The sequence below is a fragment of the Streptomyces sp. SM10 genome (assembly GCF_002910915.1).
Classification (GTDB): Bacteria; Actinomycetota; Actinomycetes; order Streptomycetales; family Streptomycetaceae; genus Streptomyces.
This window is the reverse complement of the sequence record NZ_NEUF01000159.1, coordinates 50,628-69,512: the sequence shown is the minus strand read 5'-3', so window position 1 is coordinate 69,512 and position 18,885 is coordinate 50,628. Positions and strand designations below refer to the sequence as shown.

At 70.0% G+C, this 18,885-nt stretch carries 18 protein-coding genes and 1 pseudogene; 16 read left to right on the top strand and 3 right to left on the bottom strand.

The features are described from left to right. Nucleotides 1–63: 63 nt before the first annotated feature. The gene (locus tag B9S57_RS25510) at nt 64–1,350 is read right to left on the bottom strand and encodes a serine/threonine-protein kinase (protein ID WP_103759560.1); all 1,287 of its coding nucleotides are present in this window, start codon (nt 1,348–1,350) and stop codon (nt 64–66) included. Nucleotides 1,351–1,528: 178 nt separating this feature from the next. Between B9S57_RS25510 and B9S57_RS25505 the strand changes: the two genes are divergently transcribed. Continuing rightward, nucleotides 1,529–2,833, top strand: a complete 1,305-nt coding sequence (locus B9S57_RS25505; RefSeq protein WP_103759559.1) for an Nramp family divalent metal transporter — start codon at nt 1,529–1,531, stop codon at nt 2,831–2,833. A gap of 91 nt (nt 2,834–2,924) precedes the next feature. On the opposite strand, the gene B9S57_RS25500 is transcribed toward B9S57_RS25505, so the two are convergent. After that, complete coding sequence (locus B9S57_RS25500; RefSeq protein ID WP_308457417.1) at nt 2,925–4,655, bottom strand: glycoside hydrolase family 18 protein; 1,731 nt, start codon at nt 4,653–4,655, stop codon at nt 2,925–2,927. A 665-nt stretch (nt 4,656–5,320) separates the two neighbouring features. Here B9S57_RS25500 and B9S57_RS25495 point away from each other — a divergent pair. The 15 genes and pseudogenes from B9S57_RS25495 (at nt 5,321) to B9S57_RS25425 (ending at nt 18,697) form a co-directional block, all read left to right on the top strand. Beyond that, on the top strand, nt 5,321–6,187 hold the full coding sequence (locus tag B9S57_RS25495) for a hypothetical protein (protein ID WP_181011463.1): 867 nt from the start codon (nt 5,321–5,323) through the stop codon (nt 6,185–6,187). Nucleotides 6,188–6,269: 82 nt separating this feature from the next. After that, on the top strand, nt 6,270–6,974 hold the full coding sequence (gene cpaB / locus B9S57_RS25490; protein ID WP_103759558.1) for a Flp pilus assembly protein CpaB: 705 nt from the start codon (nt 6,270–6,272) through the stop codon (nt 6,972–6,974). A 7-nt stretch (nt 6,975–6,981) separates the two neighbouring features. Then, a complete protein-coding gene (locus tag B9S57_RS25485) occupies nt 6,982–8,256 on the top strand; it encodes an AAA family ATPase (RefSeq protein ID WP_103759557.1) in 1,275 nt (424 codons plus the stop codon). Further along, nucleotides 8,256–8,669 carry a TadE/TadG family type IV pilus assembly protein gene (locus tag B9S57_RS25480; RefSeq protein ID WP_103759556.1) on the top strand — a complete coding sequence of 138 codons (414 nt, stop codon included), beginning with the start codon at nt 8,256–8,258 and terminating at the stop codon, nt 8,667–8,669. Before B9S57_RS25485 ends, B9S57_RS25480 begins: the two co-directional genes overlap by 1 nt. A gap of 6 nt (nt 8,670–8,675) precedes the next feature. After that, nucleotides 8,676–9,074: a TadE/TadG family type IV pilus assembly protein gene (locus tag B9S57_RS25475; RefSeq protein WP_103759555.1), complete on the top strand. Its 399-nt coding sequence runs from the start codon at nt 8,676–8,678 to the stop codon at nt 9,072–9,074. 31 nt (nt 9,075–9,105) lie between these two features. Continuing rightward, nucleotides 9,106–10,443 (top strand): CpaF family protein, encoded by a 1,338-nt coding sequence (locus B9S57_RS25470; protein WP_103759554.1) that lies wholly within the window; start codon nt 9,106–9,108, stop codon nt 10,441–10,443. Between the two features lie 9 nt (nt 10,444–10,452). Then, complete coding sequence (locus B9S57_RS25465; protein WP_103759553.1) at nt 10,453–11,388, top strand: type II secretion system F family protein; 936 nt, start codon at nt 10,453–10,455, stop codon at nt 11,386–11,388. Nucleotides 11,389–11,402: 14 nt separating this feature from the next. Further along, complete coding sequence (locus B9S57_RS25460) at nt 11,403–12,290, top strand: DUF5936 domain-containing protein (protein WP_103759552.1); 888 nt, start codon at nt 11,403–11,405, stop codon at nt 12,288–12,290. 10 nt (nt 12,291–12,300) lie between these two features. Further along, a complete protein-coding gene (locus B9S57_RS25455) occupies nt 12,301–13,794 on the top strand; it encodes a sensor histidine kinase (RefSeq protein ID WP_258036572.1) in 1,494 nt (497 codons plus the stop codon). A gap of 61 nt (nt 13,795–13,855) precedes the next feature. Next, nucleotides 13,856–14,953 carry a response regulator transcription factor gene (locus B9S57_RS25450; RefSeq protein ID WP_103759551.1) on the top strand — a complete coding sequence of 366 codons (1,098 nt, stop codon included), beginning with the start codon at nt 13,856–13,858 and terminating at the stop codon, nt 14,951–14,953. 203 nt (nt 14,954–15,156) lie between these two features. Continuing rightward, complete coding sequence (locus B9S57_RS25445) at nt 15,157–15,393, top strand: hypothetical protein (RefSeq protein WP_103759550.1); 237 nt, start codon at nt 15,157–15,159, stop codon at nt 15,391–15,393. A gap of 32 nt (nt 15,394–15,425) precedes the next feature. Further along, nucleotides 15,426–16,019, top strand: a pseudogene (locus B9S57_RS25440) (pilus assembly protein TadG-related protein); the annotation flags it as partial. 26 nt (nt 16,020–16,045) lie between these two features. Further along, on the top strand, nt 16,046–16,633 hold the full coding sequence (locus B9S57_RS25435; RefSeq protein WP_258036570.1) for a hypothetical protein: 588 nt from the start codon (nt 16,046–16,048) through the stop codon (nt 16,631–16,633). Nucleotides 16,634–16,641: 8 nt separating this feature from the next. After that, nucleotides 16,642–17,292 carry an OmpA family protein gene (locus tag B9S57_RS25430; protein ID WP_103759585.1) on the top strand — a complete coding sequence of 217 codons (651 nt, stop codon included), beginning with the start codon at nt 16,642–16,644 and terminating at the stop codon, nt 17,290–17,292. A 109-nt stretch (nt 17,293–17,401) separates the two neighbouring features. Next, the gene (locus tag B9S57_RS25425; protein WP_258036569.1) at nt 17,402–18,697 is read left to right on the top strand and encodes a hypothetical protein; all 1,296 of its coding nucleotides are present in this window, start codon (nt 17,402–17,404) and stop codon (nt 18,695–18,697) included. Here the strand turns inward: B9S57_RS25425 and B9S57_RS25420 are convergent. Next, nucleotides 18,685–18,876: a hypothetical protein gene (locus B9S57_RS25420; protein ID WP_103759548.1), complete on the bottom strand. Its 192-nt coding sequence runs from the start codon at nt 18,874–18,876 to the stop codon at nt 18,685–18,687. The two genes, B9S57_RS25425 and B9S57_RS25420, sit on opposite strands and share 13 nt — an antisense overlap. Nucleotides 18,877–18,885 lie beyond the last annotated feature (9 nt).

Below are 18,885 nucleotides of genomic sequence, written 5' to 3'. Positions count from 1 at the left end.
CCGCCTCATCCGCGTACACCCGGGGCACCAGCCGCTCGTGAGACACGCCGGTGCCCCGGTGCTTCAGCCGGTCTGCCAGAGCACCACGGCGATGACCACCAGGACCCCCACCCACAGCAGGACGGCGGCTCCCCGCTTCCTGCCCGGCGGGGTGTGCGGGGGCGCGGGCGGCCGGGGGGCGGTGCGTGGCCGGGGCGGCGTAAGCGGAGCCGGGCCGGGCGTCCCTGACGGGGCCTGCGACGGCCGGGCGGCGAGCTGCCGGGCCCTGGCCTCGGCGGCCCTCAGCTCGGCGGCCTCCCGCTCGGCCCCCTCCCGCTCGGCCCGGAGGGCCTGTTCGCGTTCCCGTGTGTACGCCCGGGTCGGCTCGGGAGGCGCGACCACGTCCGTACGCCCGGGGTCCGTCCTGCCGGAACCGGGCCGGTCACCGCCGATGCCGGCCCCGCTCGCCAGGTCACGCCCGTGCCGCTCGTACGCGTCGATCAGCTCCGTCCAGTGCTGCGGCAGCCAGCGGCGGCCGCCCTGCGACACGGGGAGCCCGGCCAGCGACTGCCGGAAGCGGGCCAGCATCTCGGCCGGGACGGGCCGCTCGGCGGGATCGGCCGCCAGACAGGGGCGGATCAGCGCGGTGAGTTCCTTGGGCAGGCCGGCGAGGTCGAGCTCGCCCCGCTGCACCTGGGCCAGCAGGGCAAGGGTGTTGCTGCCGTCCCGGTACGGAGGCCTGCCGAGCGCCAGGTGGAAGAGGGTCGCCCCGAGCGAGTACACGTCCGACGCCTCGGTCGACATCTCTCCCCGCGCCTGCTCCGGCGAGGTGAAGGCGATCGTGCCCAGGGTGAGACTCGTACGGGTGAGGTCGTTCGCGTGCGAGATGCCGAAGTCGATCACCCGCGGGCCGGGGAGCGGCAGCAGGATGTTGTCCGGCTTGAGGTCCCGGTGGATGATGCCCGCGCCGTGCAGCGTGACCAGCGCCTCCGCCGTGCCCGCCGCGAGCCACTGCACGGCCGACGCGGGCAGCACCCCGGCCGTCCGCACCAGCTCCGACAACGACGGCGCGGCGATGTAGTCGATCGCCATCCACGGCCGTTCCGCCCGCGGGTCCGCGTCCCGCACCCGCGCCGTGAACGCGCTGTCGATGCGCTGGGCGAGCCCCACCTCACGGGTGAACCGCCGCCGTTCGACCTCGCTGACGACACCCTCGGCGAGCAGCGTCTTCACAGCGACCAGCTGTCCGCCGGCGTTCCTGGCGAGGTAGATCCTCCCCATACCGCCGGAGGCCAGCCTCCCGAGCAGTTCGAATCTGCCGAGCGTCGCCGGGTCCCCGCTTCCCAGCGGGTCAACGTGCGCGCCTGCCATGCGACTTCCCCCGTCCAGCGCCCTACCGCCATGCGCGCCAAGCGTCCCACGGGGAGTCGGGGAGTGCACCACTGTCTCCTGTCACGGAACATCCACAGCTGTCGCGACCGGGGGCGGCCTGACGGCGGTATGACGCACCCTCTTGTGTGATTCGGTTTGATGCGCTTCGTTGATCGACATGGCGGAGACAAGCGAGACCACAGGGCCGGGGGAGCTGGGCGACCAGCGCCGTGCATCCACCTGGCGTCACATCGGCCCCGGCATCGTCGTCGCGGCCACCGGCGTCGGAGCGGGAGACCTGGTCGCGACGCTCATCGCGGGCAGCAAGTTCGGCTACACCCTCATGTGGGCGGCCGTGATCGGCTGCCTCGTCAAGATCTCCCTCGCGGAGGCCGTCGGCCGCTGGCACCTCGCGACCGGCCGCACCCTCTTCGACGGCTGGCGCACCCTCGGCGGGTGGACCACGGGCTACTTCGCCGTCTACGTCGTCATCTGGGGCTTCGTCTACGGCGCGACGGCCATGTCCTCCAGCGCCCTGCCCCTCGTGGCCCTCTTCCCCGACGGTCCTGGGCTGAAGACCTGGGCGATCATCACCGGGCTGACCGGGCTGGTCTTCGTCTGGTTCAACCGCTACGCCGTCTTCGAGAAGGTCATGACCGTGCTGGTCGGCGTGATGTTCGTCGTCGTGGTCTACGTCGCGATCCGCGTGGCGCCCGACATGGGGGCCGCCTTCGCCGGCCTGCTCCCCGTGCTCCCGGACGGCTCCCTCGTCTACACGCTCGGACTGATCGGCGGGGTCGGCGGCACCATCACCATGGCCGCGTACGGGTACTGGGTGAACGCCAAGGGCTGGTCCGGCACTTCCTGGATGAAGGTGATGCGGATCGACAACCGGGTCGCCTACATCACCACCGGCATCTTCGTCGTGGCCATGCTGATCGTCGGTGCCGAGCTGCTGCACTCCTCGCAGATCGCGCTGACCAAGGGCGACCAGGGACTCGTCGACCTCGGGAAGGTCCTGGACGACCGCTTCGGCACCGCCACCGCCAAGCTGTTCCTGATCGGCTTCTTCGCCGCCTCCTTCTCCTCGCTCATCGGCGTGTGGCACGGGGTGAGCCTGATGTTCGCCGACTTCGTGCAGCGCTTCCGCGCGGGCCGCGCCGCTCCCGGCGAGGAGACAGCGGGCGACGGGACCGTCCGGGGCCAGGAGCGGTCCATGCCCTTCCGGGCGTACCTGCTCTGGCTGACGTTCCCGCCGATGACCCTCCTGTGGCTGGACGAGCCCTTCGGGCTGGTCATCGGCTACGGGGTGCTGGGCGCCTTCTTCATGCCGTTCCTGGCCCTGACCCTGCTCTGGCTGCTCAACTCGGACCGCACACCCCGGGAGTGGCGCAACGGATGGCTCAGCAACGGCATGCTGGGCTCGGCGGGACTGCTCTTCGTCGTGCTGTGCGTCCAGCAGGTGCGCGAGCTGCCCTGGTGACCGCGTACCTGCCCTGAGAACGCAGCAGCGCCGCCGGGGGAGCGGCGGCGCTGCTGGTTCTGTGGCCCGTGAGGACCGGGGGTGCTACGGGTTACGGCAGGCCGTGGACGTGCGGGCCGACCGCGTTGGACCAGGCGTTGCCGGCCGTGGCGTCCCAGTTCGTGGACCAGGTCATCGCACCGCGCAGGTCCGGGTAGGTCCGCGACGGCTTGAAGGAGCCGCAGCTCGTGCCCTTGGCCAGGCAGTCCAGGGCCGCGTTCACGACGGACGGGGCGACGTAGCCGCTGCCCGCGCCGCGGGTGGAGGCGGGCACGCCGAGGCCGACCTGCGACGGGGCGAGGCCGCCCTCCAGCTGGATGCAGGCGAGCGCGGTCAGGAAGTCCACCGAACCCTGGGAGTAGACCTTGCCGTCGCAGCCCAGCATCGAACCGCTGTTGTAGTACTGCATGTTGACGACGGTCAGGATGTCCTTGATGTTGAGCGCCGTCTTGAAGTACTCACCGGAGGTCGACTGCATGTCGATGGTCTGCGGCGCCATCGTGATGACGAGGCCGGAGCCCGCCTTCGAGGACAGCGAGCGCAGTGCCTTCGTCATGTAGGTGGAGTTGAGGCCGTTCTCGAGGTCGATGTCGACGCCGTTGAAGCCGTACTCCTGGATGAGCGTGTACAGCGAGTCGGCGAACGCGTTCGCGGAGGCGTCGCTGTTGACGGCGACGGACCCCTTTTCGCCGCCCACGGAGATGATGACGTTCTTGCCGGCGGCCTGCTTGGCCTTGATGTCGGCCTTGAACTGGGCGACCGTGTAGCCGTTCAGCCCGGCCGAGTCCAGGTTGAAGGTGACGGCACCGGGGGTGGCCGTGGCGTCCGCGAAGGAGACGGCGATGATGTCGTAGTTCGCGGGGACGTCACTGAGCTTCTGGACCGTGGCACCGTTGTCGAAGTTCTGCCAGTAGCCGGTCACCGCGTGCTTGGGCACCGAGGTGACGGGGCCGGGGCCAGGGTCGGTGGTCTTCGCCGTACGGCCGCTGACGGTGGCCGACTTGACGGACTCACCGGCGGAGTTGGTCGCGCTGACCGAGAACTGGTAGGCGGTGTCCGCCGCCAGCCCGGTCACCGTCGCGGAGGTGGCGGTGGTGGTGGTCGCCTTCGTGCCGCCCCGGTAGACGGTGTAGCCGGTCGCGCCGGAGACCGCGTTCCAGCTCAGGCCGATGGACGAGGTGGTCGTCGCGCCGACGGTCAGCCCCGCGGGGGCTCCGGGGATCGTGGGCTCCGGGTCCGTGCCGCCGCCGTCGGGGCCGGAGACCTGGACGTCGTCCGCGTAGTAGGCGGCCTGGCCGTACCAGCCGTGGGTGTAGACGGTCACCGAGGTGGTGGAGGGGCCGGTCCTGAAGGAGGTCTTCAGCTGGGTCCAGCTGCTGGAGCCGGGGGACCAGGTGGAGACGTCCGTCGTCCCGGTGCCGCTCGCCCCGATGTAGGCGTAACCGCCCTGGACCCAGGAGCTCAGCGCATAGGTGGAGTTGGGCTTCACGGCGACCGTCTGCGTGCACTTGGCGTTGTCCTGCCCGGCAGGGGTGGCCTTGAGCGCGGAGGTGCCGCCGTGCACGGGGGAGGAGACGGTGGTGCCGCTGCCGCCGGAACACGTCCAGTTGCCGAGCCCGGACTCGAATCCTGCGTTCTTGGCGACGTTGACATCGGCTGCCTGTGCGGTGCTGACGAGCCCCGTGACGGCCAGCGCCCCGGCCGCGACGACGGCCACGGTCCCGCCGAGGAGCGGCCGGACCCTGCTTCTTCTGTGCCTGCTGCTGCCTGCGGAGAGTTCCACTCGCTGCCTCCGGTGGGGGAGTTGGGGGACCTGGGCGTGCTCTGGCGGGAAACGGTGGCCACCGTTGGCCGATAAACTGGTCCAGACCAATCGAGTTGTCAAGACCTCTGGTGATGTGGATGTGTGCGGCGGGGCTGGTCGGGGGCATCGGTCGGGCGCACCTGACCGGTCGGACGACCGTCCGCGGGGGCGGTCATCGGTGGAGCGCGCCCGACCGTCGGGTGGCCGTCCGCGGGGGTGGCCGGAGGGTGTGCGCACCATCGGGGGTGGCCTTCCTCGGACGGATGACCGTGCACTCGCACGGGTGGTTCTGCCGGGGCTGCCGGTTCGTGACGGAGTGGATTTCGACGAGGCCCGGAGAATGCCGTCGGCATCGCTTCTGACGTGGGCGGATGAATTCCTTTGGATTTCAAACCCGAACGGCCGGGGTGACTCTACGCATTGGTACAGGAGTTAACGAATCTTCTTTTCGTCCGATTTCGTACGGAGGCGTTGCGAACGCCTGTGCCGGACGACTTCGTACTGGGTTCCGATATCTGTTCTCTGCCTGGTATGACGTGGCTAAAGTGCTGGGGAAGAAGCACGGAGCAGGAGCGATTGCGGCCGGAGTCACCCATGACGACGGCCGGAGCCGAACGGGGAAGAGCGTGCCGACCGCAATAGCAGTGACCAGTGCTGATCTGGTGCTCCCGCCGACGGATCAGCAGACGCCCACGGCGGCCTTGCTGCAGGCGCCCGAAGCCCAGTCCCTCGATCTCGCGATCGGTGACATGCACCTGCTCCTGGAGCAGCACGGATACGTGGTCGCGATCTGCCCGACCGGCATCAGCCCCGCCCATGAACGCAGGCTGCACGCCATCCGCTCGGTCCTGGAGAGCGACCGCATCGCCCTGCTCAAGGTGGACCTGCCGCCGCTGGGCGTGGCCGTGCTGGTCCGTCAGCTGCGCCAGCTGTCCGTCTGCGACTTCAGCCCCGGAGTGGTGGCCTCGGCGGCCCGGCTCCTCACCCACTACATCCACGCCGGCGCCCTGCTGAACTCGGTGGCCAGGCTCGACCGGGTCCCCGTCAGCCTCAAGACGCACGCGAAGTCCTGGGTGCCCGGCTCGCAGTTCGCCGTCGTCGCCGGGCCGAGCCCGCAGCTGGTCAAGATCGCCCCGGCCGTCGAACTCCCGGCCGGACCGCCCTTCGCCACCCAGATGCTGATCGCCAGGGGGCAGCTCTCCTCGGAATGGGTGCAGCAGACCCTCGCACCCGCCTGGAACGTCGAGGCCGTTCAGGAGTGCGCGCTGCCCGCCGGTTCGCCGCGCTGGTGGGGCACGGGAAAGCTGGTGGAGTTCGCCTCCTTCCTTCCGGACATCTCCGTGATCTACCAGCTCGTTTCCTCCGTGCGGCGGGAAGGCTGCCACTGGTGCGGAATGGAACTCATCGGCGACCGCTGCGGCTTCTGTTCCTCCCCGCTGGCCCCACCGGAGAACCGAATGCACTCCACCGGTGTCCTGAACCACGGAGCGCCCGCGCCACCCGGCACCTAGCGCCCAGGAACTCCGCAGACACCGCGCATCCCTCTCTGTCCGCTGCTCCACGCATCCGATTCGAACGAGGTTGTCCGGCCCCATGAACTCCCGCCAGCGCCGCGGCGTGATACTCCTGCTCCTCTCGGTCCTCTGCGCCTTCGGCGCCTTCGCCGGTGTGCTCTCCGTGATCAGCGACGTCAACACGAAGGTCGGACCCGAGGTCGACGCCTACCGGCTGAAGACCGACGTGGCGCCCTACACGGACCTGTCCGCGGACAAGTTCGAGAAGGTCTCCATGCCCAAGCGGTGGCTGTCGGACAACGCCGTCACGGAGATCGGGGAGATCGAGGGCAAGATCGCCGTGACGCAGCTGCGGAAGGGCTCCCTGATGCAGTCCGACATGATGGTCAGGAGCCCGGAACTGCGCCCGGGCGAGCAGGAGATCGCCATCATGATCGACGCCGCGACCGGGGTGGCGGGCAAGATCAGGCCGAACGACAAGGTGAACATCTACGCCACCTTCTCGGGCGAGCAGGAGGGCGAACCGGCCCAGTCCAAGATCATCGTCTCCAACGCGAAGGTCCTCGACGTGGGTCAACTCACGGCCCTGGAACCGAAGAGGGACGACAGGAACCAGGCGTCCGAGGCCGTGCCGATCACCTTCGCCCTCAACACCCTCGACACGCAGCGCGTCGCGTACGCGGAGTCCTTCGCCGAACACGTACGCCTCGCGCTGATCGCGCCCGGCAGCGACGGCACGATCCGTCCGGGCGACCGCACCTACACGCTCGACAAGGACAAGTGAGGACCGGATGACCGCGAGGATCCTCCCGGCCGTCGGTGACGCCGACGCGGCCAGGTCCGTGACCACCCTGCTCAGCCAGCTGCCCGACGCGGAGCCGGCCGCTCCCGCCGGCGACTCGACACAGCTCATCGACACCCTCGCCCGGCTCGCCGGCGAGTCCATCGAGGAGCTGCCCGAGGTCGTGCTGGTCCACGAGCGGATCGGACCGGTGCCCGCCCTGGAACTGATCCGGGAGGTGTCCCTGCGCTTCCCCGCCGTGGGGGTCGTGCTGATCACCGCCGACGCGAGCCAGAGCCTCTTCGCGGCGGCCATGGACGCCGGGGCGCGGGGCCTGGTCACCCTCCCGCTGAGCTACGAGGAACTCGCCAACCGGGTGCAGGCCGCCGCCCAGTGGTCCACCGGCGTGCGCCGCCATCTGGGCACGGGCGGCGACGTGTTCACCGGCCCCGGCGGCACGGTCGTCACCGTCACCGGGGCCAAGGGCGGCGTGGGGACCACCGTCGCCGCCGTCCAGCTGGCCCTGGCCGCACAGGCATCGGGACGTACCGCCGCGCTCGTCGACCTGGACCTCCAGACCGGTGACATCGCCTCCTACCTCGACGTGCAGTTCCGGCGCTCCATCGTCGACCTGGCGGCGATCACCGACATATCGCCCCGGGTCCTGTCCGACGCCGTCTTCTCGCACTCCACGGGCATGGCCCTGCTGCTGGCGCCCGGCGAGGGCGAACGCGGCGAAGAGGTCAGCGACCGCTCCGCCCGCCAGATCGTCAGCGCCCTGCGCTCCCGCTACGAGGTCGTCGTCATCGACTGCGGAAGCCAGATGAACGGGGCCAACGCCGCGGCCGTCGAGATGGCCGACATCGCCGTCCTGGTGACCACGCCCGACGTGGTCGCGGTGCGCGGCGCCAAGCGCATCGTACGGATGTGGGACCGGCTCCAGATCCGCAAGGCGGAGGAGACGGTCATCCTCGTCAACCGCTTCAACCGCAACACGGAGATCCAGCCGGCCCTGATCCAGCGGATCACCGGGACCCGGATCGCGGCCGCGGCGGTACCCGCGAACTTCAAGGAGCTCCAGGGCGCGGTGGATTCGGGCCGTATGCACGAACTGGACCCTCGCTCGACCGTGAAACAGGCCCTCTGGGCCCTGGCGGGTGAGCTCGGACTCGTGAAGCCTTCCCAGGGAGCGGAGCCGCGCGGCTCCATGCTGCGCGGCGACCGGGGCTCGATCGGAGGGCGTCGGCGCAAGGGCGGTACGACCAGCGGGGGAGGCCGGGAGTGATGCCGGGCAAGGGTGAGCCGGACCGGACACGGGCACGGCTCGGACGCGACCACGGTCAGCTGACCGTCGAGTTCACCGGGATGGTCCCGATCATCCTGGTGACGCTGGTGCTCCTCTGGCAGGCCGTACTGGTCGGCTACACCTTCACGCTGGCGAGCGGCGCGGCCGACGAAGGCGTACGTGCGGCGGTCGCGGCGGGGGCCTGGGACCGGCAGAGCAGCTGCGAGGCAGCGGTCTACGAGCGGCTGCCGGGCGCCTGGGAGGGACCGGCCGAGATCCGCAGCTGCGGGACCCCGGGGGACGACATGGTCAAGGTCAGCATCCGGCTGAAGGCGCCCGTCCTGTTCCCGGGCTTCGCCAGCATCCCCGTCTCCGTCGACGCGACGGCCGGTGCGGCCGCGGAAGGGAAGTGACGCGCCATGGCATCGGTACGGACGTCACGTGCGACCGGACGGAGAACGCGCAGGGGCGGCGGCGACCGAGGCTCCACCGCCATCGAGTACCTGGGCTTCCTCCCCGTCCTCATCCTCATCGGCCTCGCGGGCATCCAGCTCGGCCTGATCGCCTACACCGCGCAGCAGGCGGGCACCGGCGCGAGAGCCGCCGCCCGCACCGCCTCGCAGGACGGCCTGAGCGGATCGTACGAGCGCGTCGGCAGGGCGTCGATGACGGACTGGGTGGCCGGGCGGTCCCGGATCGGCCCGCCGACGGGCGGCGACACCGTGACGGTGAAGGTCACCGTCACCGTCCCGGACATCCTGCTCGGCCTGCTCGGTGACCGGACCGTCGAGAAGTCCGCCACCATGCCCCGCGACTGAGCGCACCCATCCCATCCGAGGAGTACCGCCCATGAGCCTGCGGGCACGCATCACCGCCCCCGAGGAGCGCGGAGGGGGACGGGAGGACGGCCACCTGGTCGCCACGTACCGCGCCAAGCTCCTCGAGGAGATCGACCTCGCGGAGATGTCCTCGCTCGCCGCCTCCGACCGCAGGGCCAGGCTGGAGCGCGTCCTGGGCCACATCATCAGCCGCGAGGGCCCGGTCCTCTCCACCGTCGAACGCTCCCAGCTCATCCGCCGGGTCGTCGACGAGGCACTCGGTCTCGGCGTCCTCGAACCGCTCCTGGAGGACGCCTCCATCACGGAGATCATGGTCAACGGGCCCGACCAGATCTTCGTCGAACGGGCGGGCAGGGTCGAGCAGCTCCCCATGCGCTTCGCCAGCCACGAGCAGCTCATGCAGACCATCGAGCGCATCGTCTCCACCGTCAACCGGCGCGTGGACGAGGCCAATCCGATGGTCGACGCCCGCCTGCCCAGCGGCGAGCGCGTCAACGTCGTCATCCCGCCGCTCTCGCTCACCGGCGCGACGCTCACCATCCGGCGGTTCCCCCGCTCCTTCACCCTCCAGGAGATGATCGGCTTCGGCTCGCTGGACGAGCAGATGCTTCTGCTCCTCGCCGGACTCGTCCAGGCCAAGTTCAACGTGATCGTCTCCGGGGCCACCGGCACGGGGAAGACGACGCTGCTCAACGCCCTCTCCGGGCTCATCCCCGACGGCGAGCGCATCGTCACCATCGAGGACTCCGCCGAGCTCCAGCTCCAGCAGAACCACGTGATCCGGCTGGAGTCCCGCCCCGCGAACGTGGAGGGCAAGGGACAGATCACCATCCGCGACCTCGTCCGCAACTCCCTCCGCATGCGCCCCGACCGCATCGTCGTCGGTGAGGTCCGGGGCGGCGAATCCCTCGACATGCTCCAGGCGATGTCGACCGGCCACGACGGATCGCTGGCCACCGTCCACGCCAACAGCGCGGAGGACGCCCTCATGCGCCTCCAGACCCTCGCGTCGATGTCAGAGATCAAGATCCCGTTCGAGGCCCTGCACGACCAGATCAACAGCGCCGTGGACGTCATCGTGCAGCTGACCCGGCATGCCGACGGCTCCAGGAGGATCACCGAGATCGCGGTGCTCGACTCGCACGGGCGCGACCCCTACAGGATCGTCACCGTCGCCCGGTTCGACGCCCGGCCCATGGGCACCGACGGCCTGATCCACGGTGAGTTCCAGGCCCTCCCGCTCCCGCGCCGCGTCGCCGACCGGCTCTTCATGGCCGGACAGCCGATCCCGCAGGCCTTCGGGGTCGCCCCGTCGGACGCATACCTCGCCACCCGAGAGGCCAGATAGGTATCCCGCATGGACAACCTCGCACCGCTCACCATCGGCGTCACGCTGCTGTGCTGCGTACTCGGCGTCCTGGGCCTCCACACGTACACCTCGGGCAAGGCCCAGCGCGAGGCCCTCGTCGACCGGCTCTCCTCCACCGGGCAGATCGACATGGCCCCGCAGCGCCGCTTCCGGGGACTCGACCGCCGGCTGCGCCGGACGAAGCTGGGCAGGAGGATCGAGCTGAAGCTCGCGGCCACCGGCCTCGACCTCACCCCGGGCGAGTACGTCCTCTACGTGGTGGCCTCGGTCGCGGCCCTCTGGCTCGTCGCCGCCTCCGTCCTGGCCGCGTTCTTCGGCCCGCTCGCCGGACTCGGCGCCCTCTGGGGCGCCAACACCTTCCTGAACTGGCACCGCACCAAGCGCACCGAGGCGTTCATCAGCCAGCTGCCCGAGATCTCCAGGGTCCTCGCCAACGCCACCCAGGCCGGGCTCTCGCTCCGTACGTCCATCGACATGGCCGCCGACGAACTCGAAGCGCCCGCAGGGGACGAACTCCGCGTGGTCGCCGACCAGCTCGGCGTGGGCCGGACCCTCGACGACGCCCTCGGAGAACTCGCCGAACGCCTGCCCTCCCGTGAACTCGTCGTCCTGGTCTCCACACTGATCCTCTCCAACCGGGCCGGCGGCCAGGTCGTCTCCTCCCTGCGCAACCTCACCATCACGCTGGAGGAGCGCAAGGAGACCCGGCGAGAGGTCCGCACCCAGCTCTCCCAGGTCAACACCACCGCATACGCCGTCCCGGCCATCGGGATCGGCGCGATGCTCCTCGTGAACTCGATCCTCCCCGGCGCACTCGACCGGATGACCGGATCCGTCGCCGGCCAGATCGCGGTCATCGTCTCGCTCGGCCTCTACGCCCTCGGCTTCGTCGCCATCCGCCGCATTTCCAAGATCGATATCTGAGGAGAGGACCGGTCATGGAACTGCTGCTCGCGCTCGTCGTCGGCCTCAGCGTGTTCGGTGTCTTCAAGGGCGTGCGGATGTACCGCGCCGAGGCCACCCTCCCCGGCGACCTCGCCCTCGCACTCGAGGTCGGCTCGACCCGCACCACCGCGGTGGGCTCCGGCATCGACCGGCTCGGCATGCGCTGGGCGCCCCTGGTGCTCCGCCTGATGGGACCGGACAAGGTCAACGAGAAACGCCGCAAGATCGACATGGCGGGCAACCCCGGCGGCCTCACCATCGACCGCTATGCCGCCCGCCGCGCCGTCTACAGCGCCCTCGGCGGCTTCGCCGCCTTCGCGATGCTCACCAGCGGCAAGATCTTCATGGCCCTGTTCATGATCGCCTTCGGACTGTTCTGGGGCGAGGTCGGCATCTGGGCCGCCGTCCGCAAGCGCCGGGACGACATCGACCGCACGCTCCCCGACTTCCTGGACGTCCTCGCCGTCGTCGTCTCCGCGGGCCTCGGCTTCCGGCAGGCCCTCGACCGGGTCGCCGAGAAGTACCAGGGCCCCTGGTCCGACGAACTGCGCATCACCCTGCGCCAGATGGACATGGGGGTCAGCAGGCGCCAGGCCTTCGACGAACTGCGCAAGCGCAACGACTCCGAACAGGTCGCCATGTTCGTCACCGCACTCCAGCAAGGTGAGGAACTCGGTGCGCCCATCGTCGACACCCTGATCGCCATCGCCAACGACATGCGCCGCACCGACGCGCAGAACGCCCGCCGCAAGGCCGCCAAGGCGGTCCCCAAAGCCACCCTGATGGTCACCACCTTCATGATCCCCGCCACCATGATCCTCATGGGCGCCGCCATGCTGCTCGGATCCGACACCGACCTCGGGTCCTTCACAGGAGAGTGAGCGGCCGTCGATGACGATCTCCCTGCACCCGGGCGCCGAGGAATCGCGGCACGCCGCCCTGTCCACCCCCGCCGGTCCGGCGCCCACCGTCTCCCTCCAGGTCAACGCCCTCTCGGCGCTGGCCCGACAGGTGTTCCTCTTCCGGCTCGCCATGATCGCCATCGGCACCCCGCAGGCCCTCGACAACACGGCCGACGGCCTTGCCCGCTGGCTCGTCGCCTCCGCCGTCCTGGTGACCTTCGTCGGCTCGTACGCCCTCTACCGCGACTGGGAACGCTTCGGCCCGCTCCTCGTACGCTCCCCGCTCCTGCTCGGTGCCGACACGGTCTTCGGCGCCCTGCTCCTGTTCACCGCCACACCCGACTCGACCCTCGGATACGCCGTCGTCTGCACCCCGCTCCTGGCCGGACTGCTCTACGGCTGGCGGGCGGCCGGCGTCTTCGCCGCCGTACAGAGCCTGATCCTGGCCACGGCCTACGCCGCCGAGGAGAAGCTCCAGGTGGCCGGCCTCGCCTCCGTGCTGCTGCTGCCGGGCTTCTGCGTCCTCGCCGGAGCGGTCGGCGTCGCCCTGCGCAACCTCATGCTCCGCGTCGGCTCCGCCAGCCAGGCCCTGACCGAGACCCGGGCCCGCCTCGCCGTCAGCGTGGCCGTCGAGGACGAACGCGCCCGGCTGGCCCGCGAGATGCACGACTCCGTCGCCAAGACCCTCCACGGCCTGGCCCTCGCCGCCGACGGCCTCGCCCACTCCGCCGACCGCATGGACCCCCGCACCGTCAGACAGCAGGCGGAGCTGGTCGCCCGCTCGGCCCGGCGGGCCGCCGCCGAATCCCGCGAACTCCTCTCCGACCTGCGCCGCGAGTCCGGCCTCGACGGCGGCGTCGACATCGTCGCCGAACTCCGCGCCAGGGCCGACGACTTCTCCCGGCGCCACGGGACGAGCACGGTGTTCCGCACCCTCGGCGACGCCCCCGTGCCCCCCGTGCCGCACGTCGTCGCCCGCCAACTGCTCACCGTCGCCTCCGAAGCCATGGAGAACGCCCGCCGGCACGCCCGCCCCACCTACCTCGCCGTCCTGGCCGGCATCAAGGGCGACGTCCTGCGCGTCAGCGTCTACGACGACGGCCAGGGCCTGCCCGCGGGCACCACGCTCGACGACCTCAGACGGGCCGGCCACTTCGGGCTCGTCGGCATGGTCGAGCGCGCGGCCTCCATCGGCGCCCGCATCCGCATCGGCAAGGGCAAGGCGGCCAAGGGCACCGAAGTCCGCCTGGAGCTCCCGACCGCTGCGCTCACGCCTGGTCCGGGGATGCGTCCGGGGTCTCGTCCTGGGGCCGATCCCGGGGCTGATCCGGTGGTGGGTCCGGGGGCTCACGCGGTGGGTCGTCCCGAGTCCTCTGCGGGGCCACCTGCGGACTTGCCGCAGGGATTCCTTCCGGTCCCGCCGCCGGGATCGCATCCCGGAACCCGTCCCGGATCTCGTCCCGAGTCCCGCCCGGGCGGCTGACAACGCGCACCACAGCTCCCCAACCCGTCCCCACCACCACATTCCGAGAGGAGGTCGCAGAATGCCGGACGACGTCTCCCGTGCTCCCGGCCAGAACGGGGTCCCGCAGCACCATGTCTCCCCGCACACCTCCCAGCACACCTCTCCGCATTCCGACCCCGCCGGCACGGCACGCAGTTCCCCCGGATTCCCAGCCGCTCCGCACTCCCCGACCTCTCCGCACTCCCCGGCACCCGAAGCGATGCCTCCGTTCCCCAGCGGCCCGGATATGCCGGCCCCCGGCCCCCTGCGCGTCGTGGTCGCCGACGACAACCCGGTCGTCCGGGCAGGGCTGGGAGTCCTGCTCAGCGGGCGTGCCGACATCGAGGTCGTGGCCGAAGCCGCGGACGGCCGCCAGGCCTACGAGGCGGCGGTCCGTCACCGGCCCGACGTCGTCCTGCTCGATGTCCGGATGCCGGGCGTGGACGGTATCTCCGCGCTGCCTCACCTGGTGCAGGTTGCACCTGTGATGATGCTGACGTACAGCCGTGAGAGCGACATCGTCCACGAGGCGCTCCGTCTGGGCGCGGGCGGTTACCTGGTGCACGGCGAGTTCACCGCGGACCAACTGGTGCAGGCCGTACGCGACACCGAGAGCGGCCGGGCCTACTTCACCGCCACGGCGGCCAACGCACTCCTCGCCCATATGCGCCAAGGCCCGGACCAGGCACCGAGACACCTGCCGGAAGGGCTGGGAACAGCGCTGGCCGCCGGCGCTCCGCACGGGAAGCCCGGCCACCCGCCCCAGTCGGCGGAGAGCGCCCCGCACCTCGGCCCGTCCGGCTCGCCACCCTCGGGCCTCACGGAAAGCCTTTCGCAACTGCAACCTGTTGTGGCACAGTCTTCGACTGAAGGAAGCCGCAACCTGCCGCCGACGCCCAACAGGCAGCAGCACGACCTGAGTTCGAGGGAGGCGGAAGTCATGGAGCTCATCGCATCAGGGATGAGCAACCATCAGATCGCCGCCACCTGCTTCATCAGCGAGAAGACAGTCAAGAACCACATCAACAGGATCTTCACCAAGCTGCACAGCAGCACCCGCAGCGAAGCGATCGCCCGCTGGCTCGGCACGGCGCCGGACCCGGGACCTGGGACGAGGGGGACAGGCCGCCATGGCTGAACGGGGGAGAGCGACAGGACGGGCCCAACGCGCCCTTTGGGCCCGGCTTTGGGCCCTGGGGCCCTCCGCCGGACGGGGAGTCCGGCCGTACGTTTCTCATGTCGCCGACGGCACCGGCCAGGAGGAAGCCGGTAACGCAGGAGACGCCACAGGGACTTACGAGCCGACCGCCGCACGGCCGGCCGCAACCGGAGGGGAACATCATGAGCAAGCTGATGCTGAAGGCGTCCGTCAACGCCAAGGTCTGGGCGAACACGTCCGTCGAGCGCATGAAGGCCCGGGCGGACCGAGGACAGGGCGCGGTGGAGTACCTGGGCATCATCGTGGTGGTCGTGGCGATCATCGGGGTGCTCATGACGACGAACTTCGGCAATGCCATCGCCACAGCAATCACCACGCAGATCAGCAAGATCACAGGTGGTGGCGAGGGCGGCGAGTAACCAGCCACTCGCGTGAGGCAGGGCAGGCTTTCCCCATCTACATCATGGTGGTGGCGGGCCTGCTCTTCCTCGCGTTCGCCTACTTTGCCGTCGGTCAGGCGTCGATGAAGAAGAACGAGGCTCAGACAGCTGCCGACGCCGCCGCGCTGGCGGCAGCCCAGGACGCGCGGGACGAGTGGAGCTGGCCCGGGGCCTTCGACCTCGACGCCTGGGACGACCTGCTGAGCGGCCGGGACATCGGTGAGGGGTCATGTTCCGCCGGTCGATGGCTCGCGTCGCAGAATGATGCCCACCAGATCTCCTGCGACGCCGATTTCTGGCCCGAGGCGTCCTACACGGTCACGGTCGAGACCAACCGGACGGTCGGCAGCTCGGTGATCGCCAGCACCAAGACCACGAAGGCCGAGGCAACCGCCAGGGCAGTGATCGAGCCGCGGTGTCGCGTCGAACAGGACATGCATCCCCTGCCGAGTCCCACGAAGGACGACGACACGGATGAGGCCGAGGACCAGAAGTCGTACAAGGTCGTCTGCGACGATGACGAGGACTTCCGCATCGACCCCAAGAACCTTGATCTCCTGCCCGATCTGGCAGACCTGTTCTCCGTCCACCTGGCCGACAAGTAGTGAACGTCACCGAGAGGAACACGCTGATGCGTGCAGCCATGACCCGGATTCGCTTCAAGGGGGCCGCCGTCGCTGCCGCCTCCGTAGCCATGGCTGTCATGCTGACGGCCTGTGGCGGCGATGACGGTTCGGACGAGCCCGAGAGTAAGCCCCAGGGCTCTTCGTCATCGTCATCCGAGCAGAAGACCGAAGCTCCTGCACCCGCGGAGGACGACGAGAGCCAGGTGCTTGCCTCGATCAAGGGCAAGGATGGCGTCGAGGCCATCGTTAGTTCGGTCAAGCGTGAGGCCGGTGGCTTCGTCACTGTCAAGGGCAGGGTGAAGAACGGATCCAAGCAGATCTGGACCGCTTCTGGCTGGCAGGGTATGGAGCAAGAGGTTGCGGGCAACGGCGCTTCGATGGCTGGAGCATCGCTTGTCGACCAAACAGGCAAGAAGCGCTACCTCGTGCTCCGGGACACGGACGGCCGCTGCCTGTGCACCAAGTTCGAAGGCCTGACGCAAGGGGCAGAAGCGCCGTTCTTCGCGCAGTTCCCCGCCCCGCCGCAGAGCACCACCGAGGTCGACTTCCAGATCCCCACCATGCCCACCGCGACGATCAAGATCTCGGGGTGACGACCGCCATGCAGCCACCCACCCCCACACCAGCCGCGCCGCGAGGCGCACTCCGGTGCCGTATCGGCCTCTGTGCCGCCGCGGCGATGGTCCTCGGCACTTCGACCCTCTGGGGTGCCACCTCGGCCTCGGCGGACGACAATCCCACCGCCGTGCCGAGCGCCTCGCCCCCCGTCGAGGTGGACGCCAACTCACCCGGTCTCATGCTCGGTGACGGAGCGACCCTCGGCGATGTCCGTGTGCTCGACATCAAGTCCATCGTCGAGGACATGGGAGGCGAGGAACGACGCGAGGACACCAACGCCGACATCACCTTCGCCCTTCAGGCCGAAGTCCTCTTCGGCAAGGACAGCGCCAAGCTGAGCGGCGAGGCCACGGCCCGCATCAACGCGATCGCCGCCGAGATCCAGACGCAGAACGCCCCGAAGGTGCGCGTGTTCGGCTTCACGGACAACCTCGGGTCCTCCGCCCACGGCGACGTTCTCTCCAAGCAGCGGGCGAACGCCGTGCAGGGAGTGCTCGCCACCAAGCTCCCGAGCATCACCTTCGAGATCCGCGGCTACGGCGAGCAGTATCCGATCGCCAGCAACGACACCGAAGAGGGCCGCAAGAAGAACCGCCGCGTGGAGGTCTCCTTCCCGCGCACCGGCGCCTCGTAGAGTCGGCACGCAGTCGGGCAGAACCGGGGGTTCGGTGCAGTGAACGTAGGGTCGGGGCACCGAACCCCGTAGGAACAGGGGCCCCGTGCCCGGTGGGAGGAACGGAATCGTGTCGAGGCCCCGAGGCGGTGCGGCCGCCGGGGTGGTGGCAGCACTCTGCGTACTGCTGCTGCCGAGCACCGCAGCGGCGCACCCGCAGGCGGACGCCGCCCCGGGGAGCCCTGCACCCTCGTACCGGCCGGCTGACGGTTCGGAGCCGGTCACCGGCGCGGAGTCGAGCGTGGACGGACCGGAGCTGGAGCGGGCGAAGATCTACTCCGACACCATCGCCCCAGGCCAGAAGAAGTACTACCGGGTCCGGCTGGACGACGCGTCGAACGCCTTCGTCTCCACGGTGCTGGCCCCGCCCCCCGGCAGTACGAGCGCCATTCTCGACGGCATCCAGGTCTCCCTGGCCTCGACCGACGGGACACCGTGCAGTTCGAGCCCGGCCTCCTACTTCGGGGGCGACACCACTCGCCCGATCGCGGCCTACGCGTCGCGTCGCATCAAAAACAGCAGCAGTCCCTGCCAGGAGGCCGGGGACTATCTCTACACCGTGGCCTGGGCGGGTACGAAGTCCGGCGGCGGGGCGAAGTGGCCGATCGAGCTGACCTACATGGCTGAGCCCGGGCTCAAGCCCGGTGCCGCCGAGCCCGAGGCGCCGACCGGCTGGAGCTCGAAGGCGCCGTCCCCGGGCGGTGGTACTCCGCAGAAGGTGGAGGGCGGCACGGGGTTCAACGACGCGGCGGCGGTGGACGACGGCGCCTGGAGGGACGACATCCGGCCGGGCGAGAGCCGGTTCTACAAGGTGCCGGTCGCCTGGGGCCAGCAGCTGTTCCTACGGGCCCAGCTGGCCAACGCCACGTCGAGCGCCTCGGTCTTCACCGCCAACGGCCTGCGCCTCGCGCTGTACAACACCGCGCGCGGCCCCGTCGCCGACAAGAGCGCCGGCTATACGGGCGCTCCCACCGGGGTCGAGCTCGGCACCGCCCCGGCCGCCTACGCGAACCGGTTCGCCGGAGACTCGGACGACGCGTCGGCGATGCGCTTCCAGGGCTGGTACTACGTGCAGGTGACCCTCGACGCAAAGGTGCCCAGCACTGTCCCCATGACGCTGGACGTCGGTATCGAGGGAGCCGCCCAGCAGGGCCCGGCGTACGACGGCGATGCCTCGGCGGCAGGCTTCGGCCTCGGCGACGCGGGCCCCGGCAGTGGCGAGGACCTCACCATGCGGGTGATCGGAGTCGCCGGGATCGGCCTCGGGACCGTGCTCGTCCTGGGCCTGGGCGCCTGGTACCTCCTGAGCCGCCGTGTCCGCCCCGCCGACGACCGCGCGGACACGGCAGCCGCCTACAGCAGGTGATCGGCCTTGCCGGCCTTGATGTCACGGATCATCTGCTGGAGGGCCTCCCGACTGTCGGTGAGGTAACGATCCTCCGCCCCTGCGAGGGCGACGTAACCGTTCCCCTGGCCGTCGGCCCCTATCCGGAAGCAAGAGTTCCCTTCACCGCAGAACGGCTCTTCCCACTGGATGTCCGGCATCGTTCTCCT

Excerpts from the sequence above, each read along its gene's own strand:
- B9S57_RS25510 (WP_103759560.1), bottom strand. The coding sequence starts at position 1,350 with ATGGCAGGCGCGCACGTTGACCCGCTGGGAAGCGGGGACCCGGCGACG.
- B9S57_RS25505 (WP_103759559.1), top strand. The coding sequence starts at position 1,529 with ATGGCGGAGACAAGCGAGACCACAGGGCCGGGGGAGCTGGGCGACCAG.
- cpaB (WP_103759558.1), top strand. The coding sequence starts at position 6,270 with ATGAACTCCCGCCAGCGCCGCGGCGTGATACTCCTGCTCCTCTCGGTC.
- B9S57_RS25485 (WP_103759557.1), top strand. The coding sequence starts at position 6,982 with ATGACCGCGAGGATCCTCCCGGCCGTCGGTGACGCCGACGCGGCCAGG.
- B9S57_RS25480 (WP_103759556.1), top strand. The coding sequence starts at position 8,256 with ATGCCGGGCAAGGGTGAGCCGGACCGGACACGGGCACGGCTCGGACGC.
- B9S57_RS25475 (WP_103759555.1), top strand. The coding sequence starts at position 8,676 with ATGGCATCGGTACGGACGTCACGTGCGACCGGACGGAGAACGCGCAGG.
- B9S57_RS25470 (WP_103759554.1), top strand. The coding sequence starts at position 9,106 with ATGAGCCTGCGGGCACGCATCACCGCCCCCGAGGAGCGCGGAGGGGGA.
- B9S57_RS25465 (WP_103759553.1), top strand. The coding sequence starts at position 10,453 with ATGGACAACCTCGCACCGCTCACCATCGGCGTCACGCTGCTGTGCTGC.
- B9S57_RS25460 (WP_103759552.1), top strand. The coding sequence starts at position 11,403 with ATGGAACTGCTGCTCGCGCTCGTCGTCGGCCTCAGCGTGTTCGGTGTC.
- B9S57_RS25455 (WP_258036572.1), top strand. The coding sequence starts at position 12,301 with ATGACGATCTCCCTGCACCCGGGCGCCGAGGAATCGCGGCACGCCGCC.
- B9S57_RS25450 (WP_103759551.1), top strand. The coding sequence starts at position 13,856 with ATGCCGGACGACGTCTCCCGTGCTCCCGGCCAGAACGGGGTCCCGCAG.
- B9S57_RS25445 (WP_103759550.1), top strand. The coding sequence starts at position 15,157 with ATGAGCAAGCTGATGCTGAAGGCGTCCGTCAACGCCAAGGTCTGGGCG.
- B9S57_RS25435 (WP_258036570.1), top strand. The coding sequence starts at position 16,046 with ATGCGTGCAGCCATGACCCGGATTCGCTTCAAGGGGGCCGCCGTCGCT.
- B9S57_RS25430 (WP_103759585.1), top strand. The coding sequence starts at position 16,642 with ATGCAGCCACCCACCCCCACACCAGCCGCGCCGCGAGGCGCACTCCGG.
- B9S57_RS25420 (WP_103759548.1), bottom strand. The coding sequence starts at position 18,876 with ATGCCGGACATCCAGTGGGAAGAGCCGTTCTGCGGTGAAGGGAACTCT.